The organism is Methylomonas paludis (genome assembly GCF_018734325.1).
Taxonomy (GTDB): Bacteria; Pseudomonadota; Gammaproteobacteria; order Methylococcales; family Methylomonadaceae; genus Methylomonas; species Methylomonas paludis.
Genome location: NZ_CP073754.1, coordinates 849,029 through 868,051 on the forward strand (window position 1 = coordinate 849,029; position 19,023 = coordinate 868,051).

16 protein-coding genes are annotated in these 19,023 nt (G+C 47.6%); 6 read left to right on the top strand and 10 right to left on the bottom strand.

The window, feature by feature from the left end; translation table 11 throughout:
• Window positions 1–45: 45 nt before the first annotated feature.
• The 4 genes from KEF85_RS03975 to KEF85_RS03990 form a co-directional block, all read right to left on the bottom strand.
• Complete coding sequence (locus KEF85_RS03975) at window positions 46–3,138, bottom strand: multidrug efflux RND transporter permease subunit (protein WP_215583430.1); 3,093 nt, start codon at window positions 3,136–3,138, stop codon at window positions 46–48.
• Entirely contained in the window at window positions 3,135–6,269 is a 3,135-nt protein-coding gene (locus KEF85_RS03980; RefSeq protein ID WP_215583431.1) for an MdtB/MuxB family multidrug efflux RND transporter permease subunit, read from the bottom strand. Before KEF85_RS03980 ends, KEF85_RS03975 begins: the two co-directional genes overlap by 4 nt.
• Window positions 6,266–7,519, bottom strand: coding sequence for an MdtA/MuxA family multidrug efflux RND transporter periplasmic adaptor subunit (locus KEF85_RS03985; RefSeq protein WP_215583432.1), 1,254 nt, complete (start codon window positions 7,517–7,519; stop codon window positions 6,266–6,268). The genes KEF85_RS03980 and KEF85_RS03985 overlap by 4 nt, the downstream gene beginning before the upstream one ends.
• Before the next feature lie 311 nt (window positions 7,520–7,830).
• On the bottom strand, window positions 7,831–8,310 hold the full coding sequence (locus KEF85_RS03990) for a copper resistance protein NlpE (RefSeq protein WP_215583433.1): 480 nt from the start codon (window positions 8,308–8,310) through the stop codon (window positions 7,831–7,833).
• 332 nt (window positions 8,311–8,642) lie between these two features.
• Between KEF85_RS03990 and KEF85_RS16880 the strand changes: the two genes are divergently transcribed.
• From KEF85_RS16880 to KEF85_RS04000, 3 genes are all read left to right on the top strand, one after another.
• Window positions 8,643–8,774, top strand: a complete 132-nt coding sequence (locus KEF85_RS16880) for a hypothetical protein (RefSeq protein WP_281413679.1) — start codon at window positions 8,643–8,645, stop codon at window positions 8,772–8,774.
• Between the two features lie 290 nt (window positions 8,775–9,064).
• Window positions 9,065–9,769, top strand: a complete 705-nt coding sequence (locus KEF85_RS03995; protein ID WP_215583434.1) for a DUF3047 domain-containing protein — start codon at window positions 9,065–9,067, stop codon at window positions 9,767–9,769.
• Between the two features lie 134 nt (window positions 9,770–9,903).
• Complete coding sequence (locus tag KEF85_RS04000; protein WP_246535032.1) at window positions 9,904–10,062, top strand: DUF3309 family protein; 159 nt, start codon at window positions 9,904–9,906, stop codon at window positions 10,060–10,062.
• Window positions 10,063–10,211: 149 nt separating this feature from the next.
• On the opposite strand, the gene KEF85_RS04005 is transcribed toward KEF85_RS04000, so the two are convergent.
• A complete protein-coding gene (locus KEF85_RS04005) occupies window positions 10,212–10,433 on the bottom strand; it encodes a hypothetical protein (protein ID WP_246535033.1) in 222 nt (73 codons plus the stop codon).
• A gap of 103 nt (window positions 10,434–10,536) precedes the next feature.
• A complete protein-coding gene (locus KEF85_RS04010) occupies window positions 10,537–10,677 on the bottom strand; it encodes a hypothetical protein (protein ID WP_215583435.1) in 141 nt (46 codons plus the stop codon).
• Between the two features lie 229 nt (window positions 10,678–10,906).
• Here KEF85_RS04010 and KEF85_RS04015 point away from each other — a divergent pair, with 229 nt between their 5' ends.
• Window positions 10,907–11,602, top strand: a complete 696-nt coding sequence (locus KEF85_RS04015; protein WP_215583436.1) for a P-loop NTPase family protein — start codon at window positions 10,907–10,909, stop codon at window positions 11,600–11,602.
• Window positions 11,603–11,720: 118 nt separating this feature from the next.
• On the opposite strand, the gene KEF85_RS04020 is transcribed toward KEF85_RS04015, so the two are convergent.
• The gene (locus KEF85_RS04020) at window positions 11,721–13,445 is read right to left on the bottom strand and encodes a response regulator (protein ID WP_215583437.1); all 1,725 of its coding nucleotides are present in this window, start codon (window positions 13,443–13,445) and stop codon (window positions 11,721–11,723) included.
• A 5-nt stretch (window positions 13,446–13,450) separates the two neighbouring features.
• A complete protein-coding gene (locus KEF85_RS04025) occupies window positions 13,451–13,996 on the bottom strand; it encodes a heme NO-binding domain-containing protein (protein WP_215583438.1) in 546 nt (181 codons plus the stop codon).
• Between the two features lie 380 nt (window positions 13,997–14,376).
• Here KEF85_RS04025 and KEF85_RS04030 point away from each other — a divergent pair, with 380 nt between their 5' ends.
• Window positions 14,377–14,625, top strand: a complete 249-nt coding sequence (locus KEF85_RS04030; RefSeq protein ID WP_215583439.1) for a hypothetical protein — start codon at window positions 14,377–14,379, stop codon at window positions 14,623–14,625.
• A gap of 42 nt (window positions 14,626–14,667) precedes the next feature.
• Window positions 14,668–14,811: a hypothetical protein gene (locus KEF85_RS04035; RefSeq protein WP_215583440.1), complete on the top strand. Its 144-nt coding sequence runs from the start codon at window positions 14,668–14,670 to the stop codon at window positions 14,809–14,811.
• On the opposite strand, the gene KEF85_RS04040 is transcribed toward KEF85_RS04035, so the two are convergent.
• Both KEF85_RS04040 and gpmI read right to left on the bottom strand, forming a co-directional pair.
• Window positions 14,772–16,817: a tetratricopeptide repeat protein gene (locus KEF85_RS04040; RefSeq protein WP_215583441.1), complete on the bottom strand. Its 2,046-nt coding sequence runs from the start codon at window positions 16,815–16,817 to the stop codon at window positions 14,772–14,774. The genes KEF85_RS04035 and KEF85_RS04040 overlap by 40 nt on opposite strands.
• 532 nt (window positions 16,818–17,349) lie before the next feature.
• The gene (gene gpmI, locus KEF85_RS04045; protein ID WP_215583442.1) at window positions 17,350–19,002 is read right to left on the bottom strand and encodes a 2,3-bisphosphoglycerate-independent phosphoglycerate mutase; all 1,653 of its coding nucleotides are present in this window, start codon (window positions 19,000–19,002) and stop codon (window positions 17,350–17,352) included.
• Window positions 19,003–19,023 lie beyond the last annotated feature (21 nt).

A 19,023-nucleotide genomic window follows, 5' to 3' on the forward strand; every position in this document is an offset into this window, starting at 1 on the left:
AAAACAGAATGGGTCATGGATAGCTTTAATATCCAGCGCCATTGCTCATAGCGCCCGCTTGAAAACCCGTCGCCCCCAGGCACTCAACCCATCCAGATACAAATACACAACAGGTGTCGTATACAAGGTCAGCAATTGGCTGACCAGTAGGCCGCCGACGATGGATATGCCCAAAGGTTGGCGCAGTTCGGCACCGTAACCGGAACTTAAAGCCAGCGGCACCGCACCCAGCATAGCGGCTAAAGTCGTCATCATGATAGGCCGGAAACGTTGCATACAGGCGGTAAAGATAGCTTGTTCAGAACTAAGACCTTGTTCCCGTTCAGCATGCAAAGCAAAATCTATCATCATAATGGCATTTTTTTTAACGATACCGATCAATAAAATCACGCCTATCAGCGCAATAATACTGAACTCAATATCACAAATCAGCAAGGCCAAAATCGCACCCACACCGGCTGAAGGCAGTGTCGATAAAATGGTCAGCGGATGGATATAGCTTTCATACAAAACGCCCAGCACAATATAGATACTGAACAAGGCAGCCAATATCAGCCAGGGCTGGTTTTGCAGCGACTCCTGAAAAGCCTTGGCCGAACCCTGGTAACTACCGCGTACCGAAGCCGGAACACCAATATCATGCATGGTTTTACTGATTAATTGAGTAGCGTCCGACAGAGATATCCCCGGTTTCAAATTAAAGGATAGCGTAGCCGCCGCAAATTGACCTTGATGATTAACCGTTAAAGGTGAATTGGTGGTTTTAAATTGAGCAATAGCGGCCAACGGAATTTGCTGACTGGTGGTTTGCTGGCGGGTAGGCGTGGAACCGACAAAAAGCTGGGTCAGGGTTTGCGGATTATGCCAATATTCAGGTGCCAGTTCCATCACCACATGATACTGGTTCAAAGCCTGATAAATCACCGCTACCTGGCGCTGGCCAAAGGCATTATTCAGCGTAGTGTCTATAGCCGCCTGATTAATCCCGAACCGGGCGGCCTTTTCCCGGTCAACCACCAATGAAACTTGTTGACCTTTATCCTGCTGATTGCTGTTCACATCCGTCAGTTCCGGCGCATTACTTAAAGCCGCCAGAATTTTGGGTGTCCATTCGCGTAATTCTGATAAATGCTCAGCCTGTAAAGTATATTCATACATGGCGGCAGAACCGCGACCGCCTATCCTGAGATCCTGTACCGGTTGCAAGAACAGACTGGCGCCTGGTTCATCCGCCAGTTTCTGCCGCAGGCGGCGCATCACTTCACCTATCGGCTCACGTTGTTCAGGTGGTTTCAGGGTAGCGAACATCTGCCCGGAATTACTGTTCTGGCCGCCTCCGGCAAAACCGATCACATTGATGACAGCCGGGTCTTTTTGCAAAATCCCGGCAAACTCCTGTAGCTTGCTCTGGATAGCCTGAAAGGAAATGCTTTGATCCGCCTGTATGGTACCACTCAGCCGGCCATTATCCTGAACCGGAAAAAAACCTTTGGGGACGATGGAATACAAATAAATATTTAAAGCAATACAGGCAAAAAACACCCCCAACATAATGCGGGAATGATGCAAAGCCCAGCTTAAACTGCGCTGGTAGCCATTCAGCATGGTTTGTAACAACTGTTCCAAAAACATTGAAACTTTGCCGGGTTGACGCTGCTGAGTGGGCTGCAACCAGCGCGCGCATAACATCGGCGTTACCGATAGCGAAATGATTAGCGACACCAGTACCGCAGTCGACAGGGTCACTGCAAATTCACGAAACAAGCGGCCAACGATACCTCCCATCAGCAATATCGGAATAAACACCGCGATTAGCGACAAACTCATCGACAACACGGTAAAGCCGACTTCCGTTGTGCCCTTTAAAGCCGCTGCAAAAGGTTTAACCCCATTTTCGATGTGGCGGTTGATATTTTCCAGTACCACAATGGCATCGTCCACCACAAAACCAGTGGCGATGGTCAGCGCCATCAAAGACAGATTATCCAGGCTGTAATCACATAAATACATCACCGAACACGAGCCGATCAATGACACCGGTACAGCAATGATAGGAATCATACTGGAGCGGACATTGCGTAAAAACAATAACACCACCAAAATAACCAGACCGATAGAGATCAGCAGGCTGCGTTCCACTTCATTGACAGAAGCCCTGATAGTGGCAGAACGGTCAATCACCACGGATAAATCGATGGCTGCCGGTATCATAGCCTGCAATTGCGGCAGCATGGCTTTCACCCCATCTACCGTCTCAATAATATTAGCGCCGGGTTGTTTATTCAGAATCAACAACACCGAAGGCTGACTGTCTTTCAAGCCGGTATTACGTAAATCCTCCACCGAATCCACCGCCGTACCCAAATCGGCAATGCGGATGGCGGCGCCATTCCGATAAGCCACGATTAGCGGTAGATAATCCTTGGCCTGATCAAGCTGATCATTGGCATGAATTTGCCAATGTAAATCATCCAACTCCAAATAACCCTTGGGCCGATTGGCATTGGCATTGGCGATGGCAATCCGCACATCGTCCAAGCCTATATCGTATTTAGCCAGAGTCGCCGGATTCAACTCCACCCGCACCGCAGGTAAAGAACTGCCGCCGACACTGACCTGGCCAATACCAGGCAACTGCGAGATTTTTTGCGCCAGAATAGTCGAAGCCGCATCATAAATTTGCCCACGGCTGAGCGTAGCGGAAGTCAAAGCCAGAATCAGAATCGGCGAATCAGCCGGATTGACCTTGCGGTAATTAGGCCGGCTGGGCAAATTACTGGGTAATAGACTGCTGGCGGCATTGATAGCGGCCTGAACATCACGGGCTGCGCCGTCAATATCACGATTTAAATCAAATTGCAGCGTGATGCGCGTCGAACCCTGCGAACTGGCCGAAGTCATTTCAGTGATGCCGGCAATTCGGCCCAAAGCTCGTTCCAGCGGGGTGGCAATAATCGCCGCCATGGTTTCCGGGCTGGCGCCAGGCAAACCGGCCGAAACAGAAATGGTCGGAAAATCCACCTGCGGCAAAGGTGCCACCGGTAATTGCCAATAAGCCACAAAACCGGCAAGCGCAATGGCAAAAGTCAACAAAGTCGTTGCCACAGGCCGGTAAATGAACAATTGGGAAAGATTCATGGCAGGCTGGTACGGGTATCGTTGGCCTGGTCTGGTTGAGGGGAGTCCGAGATACCTTTAGCCCATTTATCCAGAAACAGATAAATTACCGGGGTCGTATATAAGGTTAATAATTGGCTGAACAACAAACCGCCCACCATAGTAATCCCCAGCGGGTGGCGCAGTTCCGAGCCGACCCCGCTGCCCAGCATCAACGGCAGCGCCCCCAATAGTGCCGCCATCGTCGTCATCATAATCGGTCGAAACCTGAGCAGACAGGCCTGATAAATAGCTTCTCTGGCAGGTAAGCCCTGTTTGCGCTCAGCATCCAAAGCAAAATCGATCATCATGATGGCATTCTTTTTCACGATCCCGATCAGCAAAATAATGCCGATAATAGCAATAATGTTCAGATCATTACCGGTAGCCAGCAAAGCCAGCAGCGCGCCCACACCTGCCGAGGGCAGAGTGGACAGTATCGTCAAAGGATGAATAAAACTTTCATACAACACCCCCAGTACAATATAAACCGACACAATGGCGGCCAGGATCAGCCACAAAGTATTCCCCAAAGAAGCATTAAACGCCAAAGCCGCACCCTGATATTGGGTTTGTACACTGAGCGGCACGCCTATATCCTGTTTAATCTGTTCAATGGCATTAATAGCATTGCCCAGAGATTCGCCGGGTAATAAATTAAAAGAAATGGTGGCGGCGGGAAACTGATCAAGATGATTGATCGCCAGCGGGGTTTGCCGCTCCGAGACTTGAGAAAACTCCGATAACAACACCTGACTGCCATTACTGGAGGGGATGCGTAACCGGCCCAAGTCTTGCGGGCCGGTTTGCAGCGCCGGATTAATTTCCAGCACCACCCGGTATTGATTGGATTGGGTGTAGATAGTCGAAATCAGCCGCTGACCATAAGCATTATACAAAGCATTATCAATAGCCGCAGTTGTCACCCCCAGGCGGCTGGCGGTGGCGCGGTCTATGGTAATATAGGCCTGTAAGCCCTGATTTTGCAGATCACTGGCAACATCACTGATATGGGGAACTGAGCGCATATGTTCCATCAGCCGCTCAGTCCATACCGCCAGTTCATTCAGGTCAACCGATTGCAGGCTGAATTGAAATTGAGTGCGGCTGATATGATTTTCTAAAGTTAAGTCCTGTACCGGTTGCAAGAATATATTAATCCCGGCTACCTTGGCCAGTTGCGGTTTCAAGCGCTGAATTACCGCCTCTGCCGACTCCTGACGCAGTGGTTTGGGTTTTAAATTAATCAAAAACCGGCCACTATTCAACGTAGCATTATTACCGTCAACCCCGATAAAGGACGACAGACTCTCCACCGCCGGATCCAGCAGGATTTGTTCAGCCAAATTGGTTTGACGATCGGCCATAGCCTTAAAGGAAATACTGGCGGGCGCTTCAGAGATGCCTTGAATCAGGCCATTGTCTTGTACCGGAAAAAACCCCTTCGGCGTATAAATATACAGCAACACCGTCATAAGCAGGGTCGCGGAGGCCACCATCAACACCAGACCTTGACGCGCCAATACCCATTCCAGGCTGCGGCCATAAGCTGCGATCACCGCGGCAAAATAATCACTATGTTGGTCGGCTTTAGCAGTAGCCGGCTTGGCTCGCAGCATTTTGGCACACATCATTGGCGTCAGTGTCAAAGAGACCACTGCCGATATCAGAATCGCCACAGCCAGGGTCACAGCAAACTCGCGAAACAAACGCCCCACCACATCGCCCATAAACAACAGCGGAATCAGTACCGCCACCAGGGAAAAAGTCAGCGAAATAATGGTAAAACCGATTTGCTCAGAACCCTTCAGCGCCGCTTTCAGCGGCGGGTCGCCGCGCTCAATGTAACGGGAAATATTTTCGATCACCACAATAGCATCATCCACCACAAAACCGCTGGCAATCGTTAAGGCCATCAAAGTCAAATTATTAATACTGAAGCCGGCCAGATACATCACCGCAAACGTGCCTATCAAGGACAGCGGCACGGCAATGCCGGGAATAATAGTCGCCGATAAATTACGCAAGAACAGCATGATCACCATGATCACCAATGCTACAGCCAGCATCAGTTCAAACTGCACATCATGTACCGAAGCGCGGATGGTCACCGTTCGATCAGTGAGCGGTTCAATCACAATAGCCGAGGGCAGGGCGGACTGTAATTGCGGTAATTGATGTTTGATCCGATCAACCACAGCAATCACATTAGCACCGGGCTGGCGTTGAATATTCACAATCACCGCTGCCGTTTTATTGGCCCAGGCCGCCAGTTTGACATTCTCGGCAGAATCCACGGCTTCCGCCACTTCAGCCAGACGCACCGGAGCGTTATTGCGATAAGCGACCACCAAATCCCGGTATTCAGCAGCGGTGCGTAACTGATCGTTATTATCAATAATAGCCGAGCGAAACGGCCCGTCAAACATACCCTTGGGCTGATTGACATTGGCGGCGGCAATAGCGGTGCGTAAATCATCCAAGCTCAAACCATAAGCCGCCAAAGCTTTATCATTGGCCTGGATACGCACAGCCGGGCGTTGGCCGCCACTGATACTGACCATACCCACGCCGGGAAATTGAGCAATTTTTTGCGCCAGCCGGGTATCAATCAAATCCTCCACTTTCGCCAAAGGCAGGCTGGCGGAACTGACGGACAGAGTCAGAATAGGCGCATCTGCCGGATTGACCTTATTGTAAATAGGCGGCAAGGGCAAATCGGTCGGTAAAAAATTACTTGCCGCATTAATGGCCGCCTGCACGGTTTGTTCGGCGACATCCAAATCCAGTTTTAAATTGAATTGCAGGGTAATCATCGATGCGCCGCCGGAACTGCTGGAAGACATCTGCTTCAATCCCGGCATTTGCCCAAACTGCCGCTCCAATGGCGCAGTAATCACTGCCGTCATTACCTCAGGGCTGGCGCCCGGATAAAGCGTGGTAACCTGAATAGTAGGGTAATCAACTTGGGGCAGGGCGGAAATCGGCAACAAGCGGTAAGCCAGAATACCCACCAAAAGCAGGGCCACCATTAATAAAGTAGTCGCAACCGGTCTTAGAATAAACAGGCGGGAAGGGTTAAACCCGGTTGCGGCAGCTTCCTCCGCAGTCATGAGCGCAAGCGTTTTGAGTGTTTAACGGACTGATCATCGTGCTGGGAAGGTACTTCCAGGATTTTATTGTCCCGTTTTACCACATTAACCCGGCTGCCCTCGCGAAGTTTGTCGGCACCGTCTATTACCAGCTTTTCATTGGCGCTCAAACCTTCCAGAATCGCCACAGTTTCACCATCAACAGTCCCGGTTTTAATCTGACGCACCGCGATACTGTCATCATCTTTAACCACATAAACAAACGGGCCGTCTACACCACGCTGTATCGCGGCGCTTGCCGCCAAGGTCACCGCAGTCAAAGTATCCAGATGCATGCGGATATTGACAAATTGATTGGCAAACAAGCTGGAATCCAAATTGTCGAACTGGGCTTTAAGTTTTAGCGTGCCGGTAGTAGTGTCGATCTGATTGTCGATGGCCAGCACTTTGCCGCTGGCCAGTTTGCGACTACCGGCGCGGTCATAAGCATCGACAGTAATATTAGCGTCCTTATGCCAGCGCTTCATCAAGGCGGGAACAGCGTCTTCCGGCAGCGTAAATACCACCGCGATAGGCTGCGTTTGAGTAATGACCAGCATGCCGTTAGTGTCGGTAGCATGAACAATATTACCTTGATCCACCAAGCGCAAACCAATACGCCCGGCTATAGGTGCTGTGATATGGGCATAGCTTAATTGCAGCCTGGCATTATCAACCAGCCCCTGATCCATTTCCACCGTACCCTGATATTGTTTGACCAAAGCTGCCTGAGTAGCGGTTTGCTGAGCAGCAATGGAATCCTGCTCCAGCAGCGTCTGATAGCGCTGCATATCCAACTCAGCGTTTTTTAGCAGCGCCTGATCGCGCAACAACTGGCCTTCAGCCTGTTTTAATTGCACCTGAAACGGTCTGGGATCAATTTCAGCCAGTAAATCACCGGGCCGTACCGATTGGCCTTCGCTAAATGCCACTTTAATCAGTTCCCCATCAACCCGTGAGTGCACGGTAACGGTCCGCAAAGCCGTTACCGTACCCAACCCGTTTAAATAAACCGGCATATCGCCTTGGCGAGTGGTTGCCACGGATACGCTGACCGGCGGATTTTCCGGTTTGCCTTCATGATTGTGGACTTGATCGGCAGCGTGGCTGTAAAAATAATAACTGACACCGGCAACCACTAAAAACCCCGCTAACCAGAAGAATAGCGGACGCCGTGGTGTTAAACCGGGAGTAATGGAGTGATTATCAGCGTGTTGTTCAGGTTTTGACATGCATCCTTAGAGTAACCATGCTGAATTTAGTTCCGATACTATCCAGTGGCGCAGAAGCAAAAACAAGTTTAGAAGCCCACAAACGGCTCAGCGATTGCTGACACGTTTGCAGGTTAGGCTTAGTAGTGTACCAATCTTAAGATTTTGACGGATACCGTGGAGGATGCGCTGAACCCAATGATGCGCATCAATCGCGCACCATACGCCCCCAGAGTCGGCACATCCTCTGGCGCTGCCGCAAAGTAATGTTGGTCAACCTAGGTAATGGATAAACTAATTCAGAAAAAAGCTAAGCATTAAACCAAGCCGGTTTAATGTGAATGCGAAGGCGCAGTTTGGGTGATATCGTTTCTACGCAAAATATAACGATCAGCCAACTTGCCGGTAAAACGGTTGCCATTGTTATCCAACTGAATCAGCATATTTTCAGCGACCAAATATTGCTGGCTGGTCGTGCTGTTGCGCGGAGTCAGCGTGATGATATTGCTGGCATCATTCCAGGTAAATTTACCTTTCTCCACAAATTCCCGTTCAGACTTCCCGGTAAATTTGGTCAGCAACACATAGCTGTCATTGGCGTTTAAGGCCAGAGTGGTTTTTATGCCAATGCAATCGGCACAGGGAGTAAACCCATTATAAATACCCGGCCAGTCAATATGCCCATGCGCATGATGCGCTTCAGCATTCTTAGTTTCAGTGGCTTCAGCAAAAACAGGGCGGCCAGCGGAAAAAATAGCCAGGTAAGCCAAGCTTAGGAATGCAGGGATAAATTTTTGTCTAAATGTTCGCATCTTTGCTCCTCAGCAGAACGACAATTTGATTGTTATTATGGCATTTCAGTGTGCTGCTTGCAGGGATATCTTAGTAGAATTTAACAAATCAGCCGACTGTACAGCGCCAGCATCATACCTTATAAAAGCTTAAGTTTGCGTTAATAAAACAGACCGCCATGTAGAGTGGCTTCGCCGCCAGGCAAGCCACCAAAACTTCTAATAGCCAAACCACTGCCAAAGTCTTGGTCAACTGCTGAATCCCAAATTCACCGCTATGCGTCCCGGCGCACCGACAGCCGCATCACAAAGCGTTAGGCTCCGTATGTCATTAGTCACCCGGAGAAAATCCCATGAGTAAAGCACCTAAAAGTAATAAAGAAAACAAGAAAAAACCCTTACTGAGTCAAAAAGAAAAAAAAGCGGAGAAAAAATCAAAGAACGAATCAAAAAATACCATGAGCGACGTATTTAAAGACAAGTAATGGTTAGTGCCGGTAGTTCGCAATAGTCATACTGGCTTTGACCAAACACAAAGGCTTACAACACTATAAATACTTCAAATTTTAAGCCGGAAAATTTATGCCGCGTTGCCTGAATAAAGCAACGCGGCATCGAGGCTGTCGGCTGCATGAGATATTAACATTTACAAATCAGCACCATTGACATCAAATTGTCAATTAGCTGTTGGTATCATGATCAATTACCCACGGCACTTAACTGCTTTTGTCTCTTAGCACCCAGTTGCTCCATCATGAATTTCCAGGTAAACCCAATGAGACAAGAACCATTTCTTGATTCTGCGTACACCACACGCTGTAAAAACTTAAGTCGCGCCTTAAATTTGCTTACAGGTTTTTTGCTGATTTTGGCGGTTGAAAACGCTGGTGCCGAATCCAGATTGCTGCTCGGCGAATTTAGCCGTAACCAGCTTGACGGCTGGGAGCAGCAAGGTGCGGATGGAGAAACCCAATACCAACTGGAAAAAATCGGCGATTTGACAGTACTGAAAGCAAATAGCCAGGCTTCGGCTTCAGGAATGTTTAAAGAACAGCATATTGATCTGGAAAAAACCCCGTTCATCAATTGGTCGTGGCGCATCAGCAATCGCCTGTATGGACTGATCGAACAAACTAAAGCCGGTGACGATTATGCGGCAAGGCTATACGTCGTGGTAAAAGGCGGATTGGCATTTTGGCAAACCAAAGCCATCAATTATGTCTGGGCCAGCAATACCACCAAGGAAACCGTCTGGCCCAATGCCTATGCTGGAGAACAACTCATGATGCTGGCTTTGCGGGGGCCGGAGGCGCCAATAAATGTTTGGCATACAGAAAAACGCAATGTCCGCGCCGATCTGCAAAAACTGTTCGGGGAAGACATACGCTACATCGATGCAGTAGCCTTGATGACCGATACCGACAACAGTCATAGTCAAGCTTCCGCCTTTTACGGCGACATTTGGTTCTCCAGAGACTAAAAAATTCAAAAACCCAGGGGAACATCCGGGCATTTATTTCTGAACTTAGTCAGCCTATAAAGGTCACATTAATAGCTCATGGTGGACAGCATTAATCACTATCCAACACTTTCACATAGTAAAGGAGTACGGCCATGGCAATTTCCACAGTTGTATTTACAATTTTATTTCTAATGCTGTTAGGTGTTTTACCGGTTTGGTCACATAGCCGCCAATGGGGATATGTGCCAACTAAAGTGGTTGGTATAGCAATGGCCATTTTATTGGTTCTTGCTGTGCTAGGCATACTCTAAAGCAGAAGGAAGTTAAACCCAGCTAGTTAAATCTAGTCACTGATGCCCATCTTAATATCATCAGGGGGCAGGTTACGATTTAGGCATAAAGCTAAAGCGTGGCCTGCCTCCTGTTAGTTTCCAGCTTGCCCAGTTCAGCATTCCATGCCTTATTCAACCTTCCGTTTTTTGAAGATGCCCGGCAAATCCAGTACCGGCTTGCTTGAATAAACCCGGTCTATCAACTTTTTAAACCAGTAAGGCCTAAACAGCAAAACATAGATGGCCGTAAAAGTCGTAATCGGGATGGGCTGTATTTCAATTAGTACCAGCAACAGCAAAGCCAACAAGCACATCAGGCGGGTAAGGTAATAGCTTTTTTCGGGAACCATATCGGGTTTTCTCAACGTTGCTGTAAGCCCTGCAAAATTTTGCCACTCGGATGGGTTCGAACCATCGACCAACCATAGTCAGTCAAATGTTATGTAAGATTGCTTAACCATTTAGAGGTAATCCTATTAGTGTACCGGATACAGCGTAGGCTGCGCTGAACGCAGTGATGCGCGCCAATCGTGCACCAGGCGCCTGCAAAGTCGGCACATCCTTCGGCGCTGCCGGCAAAGTAATGTTGGTCAACCACTAGGCTCCCGGAAGTACTGGAACAGCGATCTGGTGTTTAAAAAATTCAGGCCATAAGCTTATCATGGTTTTTGCAGGTAACACGGTTTTACCTTATGGGCTTTACAGCACAACAACTGGAAAATTTTGCCGCTTTTTTCTGCAGAAACTGGCAAATTATCAACGCGGTTTGATAGACTAACACCAGATCTTTAACCACAATCATTTTTAACTTAATGGAGTTAGTATGGCAACAATTCATCTGATCGGCGGTGAAAAAGGCGGAGTTGGTAAATCAGTGGTGGCGCGTTTGCTGGCGCAATATATGATAGATCATGAAATCCCCTTTGTCGGTTTTGATACGGATAAATCGCATGGTGCGCTACTCCGCTTTTATGAGGGCTACGCCTCCCCAACGGTAATCGACAGCTACCAAAGCCTGGATAACATCATAGAAACCGCTGCAGAGCTGCCGGAACACCGCATTCTGGTCGACCTTGCTGCCCAGACTCACCATCCCCTGGCGCAATGGATAGCAGAATCAGGCGTACTGGAATTGGCAGATGAACTGGGAATAACTATCAACTATTGGAATGTCATGGATTCCGGTAAAGATAGTGTCGATTTACTGGACAAATTACTCGATCAATTCGGCTTAAAACTTAATTATGTGCTGGTGCAAAACCAGTTGCGTGATGACAACTTCAATTTGCTGGAATTTTCTGGTGTCAAAGACCGGGCACTGGCGCTGAATGCCAAAGTGATTACCCTAAAACGTCTGCATGCTCCAGTCATGACCAAGATTGACAATAACAACTACAGTTTTTGGGCAGCAAAAAACAAAGATGCCGATAGCCTGAATAGTTTGGGTTTATTGGAAAGACAACGGGTAAAAACCTGGCTAAACCATGTTTATAACGAGATTGAAGCCGTTGGTGTTTAAATGCTATTCACCAGAATACAAATGTATTTAAAACAATAGTTTAATCTTATGGGATGTGCCGACGCAAGGAGGCACATCTATCGCTTTCCAGGCTTCAAGCAGCCCTAAACGGCATTGCTTATTTACCCCGTCTAATATCATTTAGTACCGCTATTTCGTGCAGAACCTGGCCCAGTTCTAGCCTAAGTTCATCTATTGCCAAGCTCAGACTATCGCTTTGTGTAAAATTTCGGCAATTTAACTCCAGCGTTTTAGCATGATCACTCAGCACTTCCATGCCTAACATCAAAGCAATACCTTTAATCGAATGTGCGGTCAGTTCAATGGCGGCATAATCGCCAGAAACAAACATCGCGGCAATTTTATCGGCTTCGTCACGATATTCAGCAACGAAAGTCGCCAGCATATCCTCATACTCAAGCCAATCGCCGTCAAAATACGATAAGCCGCGAGCGGTATCAATGCTCAGCAGTTGATAAGACTTTTCTTTGGTTGTCGGCGGTTTATTCTCAAAATCGCTGGTTAGCGGTAACCAGCGAATTAATTCCTGGTGGAGCTTCTCAGGTTCAACAGGTTTGGAGATAAAGCCGTTCATACCCGCCGCCAGACAAGCTTGTCTGTTTTCCGCAAAGGCATTTGCAGTCAAAGCAATAATAGGCACCGTTTGGCCGATATCAAGTTGGCGAATATGCCGAGTCGCCTCCAAGCCATCCATAACAGGCATTTGCATATCCATCAAAATCAGCTGGTATTCGTCGTTAGCTTGCACCATTTGCACTGCTTGTAGTCCATCGGTGGCCACATCCACATGTAATTGCCATTTGCTTAATAAACCTTTGGCAACCACTTGGTTGATCTTATTATCTTCCACCAGCAAGATTTTTGACTCAGCTTGCAGTTGCGCTGTTTGGGCTAATTCCTGAGATAAATAATTTTCCCAACTGCGCTTTAATTTTGCGGTAAACCAGAAGGTACTGCCTTGCCCCAGGGTACTATTCACCCCAATATCACCGTCCATCATCAGTGCTATTTTTCGGCAAATGGTTAAACCCAGCCCCGTGCCACCGTGCAGGCGTGCAGTAATAATATCAGCCTGCTCGAAGGCATCGAAAATACGTTTTTGATTGTCTAAGGAAATACCAACACCGTTGTCTTCCACTTCAAACCGCAACACGAAATTATCATCTTCTACAGAGCAAACCAAAATGCGCAAACTAATCCTGCCACGCTCAGAAAACTTAATCGCATTGCTCAGAAAATTTATCAGCACTTGATCAATGCGCAGACGATCACCTAACAACGGCAAATTAACCAGCCTGGGATCAATAAAACTTACCAAGTCAAGATCTTTCTCTTTTGCCCGTTCTTCCAGCATACCGAAAATATTGCTGACAGACGTGTTCACCAGCATAGGTGCCAGATCCAATTCCAACCTGTCCGCCTCAATTTTCGATAAATCCAGCACATCATTAATGATGCTCAGCAAATACTTCGCTGCAGAGATAATTTTGTCTAACTGACCGACCTGCTGAGGGTCATAGATATCTTGTCTAATTAGATAACTAAGCCCTAGAATGGCATTCAATGGGGTGCGTATTTCGTGGCTCATATTGGCCAAAAATAAACTTTTGGCCCGAGTGGCAGTTTCGGCGTTGTATAGGGCTTTTTCCAGTTCTTTAGTCCGCTCCTGAACCTGGTTTTCGAGATTTTCTGCCAGTATTTTCAGAGCCTGATTAGAGTTGTAAAGTTCAATGCTTATCTTCTCCAGCAGTTGCTCTGCCTGATTTCTGGCGCTGCGTTCCCGCTCCAGACGCTTTTTTAGACGTGCAACTTCATCCTCCATCGCAATCAATCCAGCAGATTTAAACTAAATCGTTCATATCGCGATTCGCCATCCCCCACAGTTTCGCGTTGTACACTGATGTTTTGCTTAAAATGATCAATACAGCCCAGGATCAAGCCTTCCGCCAAATCCTCAAAATGGCGAGAGGATTTATAAAGCAAAATCAATTTTTTTGCATCATAGTATTCCGTTTCAAAGCGCGGCAATTCAGCATCCGGATAGAGTTTGCGCACTTCGGCATGGATGATATTCTCGATTCCCGACAAAAATACAAAAGCGTCATCAATGCCCTGAAAAAACCCCGGATAGCCTAGCGTAAATCGCATAAACAAATGTTGGCCAAAGCTGCGGATTAACTCATTAACGCCTATGCCGGTGCGTTTTGACAGCTCAATAACCATATTGACTATCTCTCTATGATCATAAGTGCCAACATTGGTATAAGCCCCGCCGGAAGCAGGATTCGTTTCATCGATAATATCGTCGACCATATTGGCGGAAAAAACATCTTCAACCATCTGAAGGAATTCAGTGAATACTATGCCTTTCATTTGTTCACCTGAGCAGATTTAATTATAGTTGTAGCCTGTAGTGGGCAAGTTTATTTTTGAGCACAGAAAAATCCTCGCAAGCAAGTCTAATACAGCAGCCAGAAAAAGCCAAACGGATTGAGTGTGGATATTGCTGAAATCGTCCCCAAACAAAATGCGGGTACATTGAATTGCCGGTTTGCCAAAACCGCTGTAAAGGCCTTACTGCTTACTGATTTTGACGGATACGGCGTTGGGTTGCGCTGAACGCAGTGATGCACATCCTCTAGTGCTTCCCTCAAAGTCATGTTGGGCAACCACTAACCTGACATGTGCAGATAATATAGACAATAAGCCGAGTTGGATTGAACTGATAGCCCGGCTTTCTGGTCAAACTAGCCATGAAAACAAAGATCAAAACAATTGCCGTCATTATCGGCCTAACTTTTCTGAGCGGGTGTGTAGCCTACGCACCGCCATATCCGCCATACGCTGCACCGGCATATCCATACGGTATGCCGCCGCCAGGTGTGGCGCCATATGGTGGTTATGGCTATGGTGGTTACGGCTACGGAGCGGCCCCAATTGTCCCTGTGCCGGTATTTGGATTTGGCGGCTGGGGATTTAGAGGTGGATTTCGTCATCGTTAGCCACCCTTACCCAATCGCTGCAACCAACAAGTGGTGTAAATTATGAGAATGGTACTTGAAGTGGTTATGTTGTTCACCCTGGTCGGTGGCTTATTCTTTGTCATGAACGTACTGGCCAAAGAAAACAAACAGGAAAAAGCCGAAGCTCAGCCGCCGAAAGTAGTAGAGCCAGAGTCCGAAGATTGAGGCAGTAATGCCGGCTTGAACTCCGTTATCTGGTTTGGCGATGATAATCTGGCTATCAGAGCCATGATCACCTCAGACCAGTCACCAGGTGAAGTCTGGCGGAATAAGGTTGCTGTCGGATACCAGGGGCTGTCGTTTTTGTGCAGCAGCCACCTGTAATCCGGCGCATATTGTAAAAGTATCCACACCGGTTTGCCCAATGCCCCAGTCAAGTGAGCCACCGAAGTATCAACGCTTATCACTAAATCCATCACTGAAATCAGCGCGGCGGTATCGGAAAAGTCCTCCAGCGATTCCTGATGAAGCTGCATTTGGCTAAGTGCGGCTATTTTTGCAACATCCTCAGGCCGAACCTCCTTTTGCAGACAATGGAATTCAACAGGCATTGCCAGTAAAGGCGCCAGCAGTTCCACCGGGATACTGCGGTTAAAATCGTTTTTGTGCGTAGTCGATCCTGACCAGACCAAACCAATTTTAATACGCTTATCATTGCCAAGCTGCTGTTGCCAGCCCTGCTGTTTATCAGCATCGGCATACAGATAGGGGATAGCCGTCGGAATGTTTTCCAACCTAGTCTGAAAAGCCAGCGGCAAACTCATGATGGGACATTGCAGATCAAAATCCGGCAACTGCTGACCCTTTTCGATCAGAGTAACCGGGCCTTTAACTGTGGTCAGCAAACTTAACAGCGGTTTGGGGCAACCAAGCACAACCCGTGCCCCGGCATCTTGTAAAAGCGCCACATAACGGCAAAATTGAATAAAGTCACCATAGCCCTGTTCCGGGTAAACCAGCAAGGTTTTGCCGTTGATATTCTCTTCACCTAGCCAAACCGGTTGCTGGAAACGGCTAATGTCTTTTTTATACTCAGTTTGCCAGCGCCATTCATATAAACGCCAGCCTTCCAGATAATCACCGCTTAACAATTTGACTAAAGATATATTCCAGTAAGCATCCGGATCATCCGGTTTTAACTCAATGGCATGCTGATAACTGGCTTCAGCTTCAGCAAGTTTCTGCATGTCTTTGTAAAGAGTACCCAGATTATTGATGGCAATGATGTCCTGAGGATCAATTGCCAGAGCTGTTTCATAATTATCAAAAGCAGCCTGATATTGATTTAACTGCTGCAGAACCCGGCCCAAATTGTTATAAGCCTCAACAAGATCAGGCGCCAGGCTTATAGCTGTTTCATAATACCCCAAGGCCTTATCGTATTGATATGAATCGTAGTAAGCCAAGCCCAGATTATAATGAATCATCGCGGATTCGGGATCCAGAGCCAGCGCCTGTTGCAAATGCTCAATAGCCTCAGGAAATCGTTTCAAATCCTTCAGCAGATTGCCCCGATTCACAAAGGCTTCCAGATAATCAGGTTTATAATTCAGCGCCAAGCCATAACTAGTGACAGCGTCAGCTATTCTATCCAAATTAATTAACACATTACCCAAGTTAAAATAAGCCTTGGCGTAATCCGGTTTCAGACTGATGGCATTTTGGAAATTGCCCAGCGCTTCAGAAAACCGGCCCATATCCTCCAGAACCAAACCGCGATTATAATAGGCCTCAGCATAATTAGAGTCTATAGCAATAGCGTCATCAAAGTTGCCCAGAGCAGCCTGAAAATTTTGTAACTGATGTAAGATACTACCCCGATTGTTATAGGCTAACGCAGAGCCGGGGTCCAAGGCGATAGCCTGATCAAAATTCCTTAAAGCAGCATCGAATTTGTTTAGTTTGACTAATGCGGTACCCAGATTGCAATGCACATTGGGTTGGCGTTTCATCACGGCAAGGGATCTGCTTAAAAATTTTTCCGCTTCGGCATAATTCTCCTGCTGCAGCGCCAGCGTACCCATTCCCGCCAATAATTGCGGATGCTGTGGAAAAAGTTTTAACAAATTGCGATATTGCGCTTCAGCTTCCGAAAATCGTCCAGCATAATGCAACATCAAAGCTTGTTGAATCCGTTCGGCTTGTTTGGCTGAGATTTTTTTGGTTTGCATAGCAATGCAGATTGATTAGCAATTTAAGCAAAGCACTTTGATTTTTAAAGCAAAGAGAGTAATACAAAACTAATGGGGGTAATTACGCATCCTAGTAATCGACCAATCATATTTTGGCGGATACGGGGTAGGATGCGCTGCCGTCAAAGTAATGTTAGTCAACCACTAGTTACCCATGCTAGCAAATTAACATGACAGATTTATTTAACTGATATACCTATTGGCTATAGCGGGTCAGTCCCAAACTCCCAATAAAAAAAGCTATATTTGCGTTAATCCAGCAGCGGGTTACTATAGCCTGTGTCATCGCGACCCGTAGCCTCGATGTAACGCAGTGGAATCGAGGAATTCGCAGCGCAGCCTTAATCAAAGCAAGGTCAATGGGATTCACCCATGTCCTGTACCGCCTCAACCAAAATCAACCATTAACCCCCAACATAACCATATAAAAGCCCCACATTTTCATGTGAGGCTTTTTTTGTTTGTCCATGATTAAGTTAAATCCGCTAGACAAAAACCGGATTTCTGCTATTTACCCCACTTTCACCAAACTCGCGGCATAATCTGCCGGCGGCTCATAGCCCAACAGCGTCAGACAGGTCGCCGCCAGACTGGCAATGCCCGCCTTCGGCACATCAACCAAGTGCGCCTTAGCTGCCCCAGATGGATCATAAACAATCGCCGGCACCGGATTCAAAGAATGCGCCGTCTTGGATTTATAATGGCCCTGCTTATCCAGCACCAACCCACCAGTCTTCTTATCCAATTCATACATATCATCGGCATTGCCATGATCGGCCGAGCAAACCAAAATACCATTGGTCTTTTTTAGTGCAGCTATAATTTTGCCCAGATTTTCATCAACCGCTTCAACCGCCAATTTTACGGCGCTCACCACACCAGTATGTCCCACCATATCGCCATTGGGGAAGTTAAGGCGGATAAACTTATAAGCGCCGCTCTCAATGGCCTGCACCACAACATCGGTAATTTCGTCGGCTTTCATACGCGGGGCATCCTCAAACGGGCAATTATCCGATGCAATTTCCTGCCAGGTTTCCGTTGCAAACTTACCGGAATTATTGCCGTTGAAGAAATAAGTCATATGACCAAACTTCTGTGTTTCCGAAATAGCCAGTTGCGTGACACCCGCGCTGGATAGATATTCGCTCATGGTGCGGTCAATCGCCGGCGGCGTGACCAGATAAAGTTTCGGCACATCAAGGTCGCCGTCATATTGCATCATACCGGCATACAGCACATCCGGTTTAGTACCGCGATCAAACTCGGTCAATTCATCCGCTTCAAAAGCTTTAGTAATTTCCAAGGCCCGGTCGCCGCGGAAATTAAAGAAAATAACGCTGTCGCCATCCACAATCGGCCCGGCCGGTTTACCGTCACGTACAATCACAAACGGTGGCAGATCCTGATCCAAAATGCCGGGATTTTCAGTCCGGAAGGTTTCCACAGCTTCCTGCATAGAAGTAAAAGTCCGGCCCTCAGCTTTAACATGAGTCGCCCAACCGCGCTTCACCATATCCCAATCGGCGTTATAACGGTCCATGGTAATATTCATACGTCCGCCGCCAGAAGCCACGCAATAATCCACACTGCCGTCCGCATTAATTTCATTCAGGAAGGCATCAAAGCGCTCAACATACTCAAGTGCCGATGTCGGTGGCACATCGCGGCCATCAATCAAGGCATGAATCCGCGCTTTTTTCACACCTTGTTGTTTGGCGGTGCGTAACATCGATTCCAAATGATTCAGGTTAGAGTGCACATTGCCGTCTGAGAACAGGCCGATAAAATGCAAGGTTGAAGATTTGGCAATCACATTGGCAACCAATTGTTGCCAAACCGAACCGGCAGCATACATGGCCCCAGAAGCAATAGCCTTGCCGACCAAAGCCGCCCCTTGCTCAAAAACCCGGCCGCAGCCGATGGCATTATGCCCCACCTCGGAATTGCCCATATCCCCATCATCCGGCAGACCAACCGCAACGCCATGCGCCCGCAATTCCGTATACAAAGCATTATCGTGCAGCCAGTTCAAATTAGGAGTCTCGGCCTGCTTCACAAAATCGCTTTCCGGATTCCGACCAATTCCGACCCCATCCATAATTACCAATACCACAGGACCTTCCGGACCGGCAAAATCCGTACTCTTTTTTAACTCAATCATTTCAAACTCCAAATGCAGCTG

Bases quoted from the DNA above. Each gene is read 5' to 3' on its own strand.
- KEF85_RS03975 (WP_215583430.1), bottom strand. From the start codon at position 3,138: ATGAATCTTTCCCAATTGTTCATTTACCGGCCTGTGGCAACGACTTTG.
- KEF85_RS03980 (WP_215583431.1), bottom strand. From the start codon at position 6,269: ATGACTGCGGAGGAAGCTGCCGCAACCGGGTTTAACCCTTCCCGCCTG.
- KEF85_RS03985 (WP_215583432.1), bottom strand. From the start codon at position 7,519: ATGTCAAAACCTGAACAACACGCTGATAATCACTCCATTACTCCCGGT.
- KEF85_RS03990 (WP_215583433.1), bottom strand. From the start codon at position 8,310: ATGCGAACATTTAGACAAAAATTTATCCCTGCATTCCTAAGCTTGGCT.
- KEF85_RS16880 (WP_281413679.1), top strand. From the start codon at position 8,643: ATGAGTAAAGCACCTAAAAGTAATAAAGAAAACAAGAAAAAACCCTTA.
- KEF85_RS03995 (WP_215583434.1), top strand. From the start codon at position 9,065: ATGAGACAAGAACCATTTCTTGATTCTGCGTACACCACACGCTGTAAA.
- KEF85_RS04000 (WP_246535032.1), top strand. From the start codon at position 9,904: ATGGCAATTTCCACAGTTGTATTTACAATTTTATTTCTAATGCTGTTA.
- KEF85_RS04005 (WP_246535033.1), bottom strand. From the start codon at position 10,433: ATGGTTCCCGAAAAAAGCTATTACCTTACCCGCCTGATGTGCTTGTTG.
- KEF85_RS04015 (WP_215583436.1), top strand. From the start codon at position 10,907: ATGGCAACAATTCATCTGATCGGCGGTGAAAAAGGCGGAGTTGGTAAA.
- KEF85_RS04020 (WP_215583437.1), bottom strand. From the start codon at position 13,445: ATGGAGGATGAAGTTGCACGTCTAAAAAAGCGTCTGGAGCGGGAACGC.
- KEF85_RS04025 (WP_215583438.1), bottom strand. From the start codon at position 13,996: ATGAAAGGCATAGTATTCACTGAATTCCTTCAGATGGTTGAAGATGTT.
- KEF85_RS04030 (WP_215583439.1), top strand. From the start codon at position 14,377: ATGAAAACAAAGATCAAAACAATTGCCGTCATTATCGGCCTAACTTTT.
- KEF85_RS04035 (WP_215583440.1), top strand. From the start codon at position 14,668: ATGAGAATGGTACTTGAAGTGGTTATGTTGTTCACCCTGGTCGGTGGC.
- KEF85_RS04040 (WP_215583441.1), bottom strand. From the start codon at position 16,817: ATGCAAACCAAAAAAATCTCAGCCAAACAAGCCGAACGGATTCAACAA.
- gpmI (WP_215583442.1), bottom strand. From the start codon at position 19,002: ATGATTGAGTTAAAAAAGAGTACGGATTTTGCCGGTCCGGAAGGTCCT.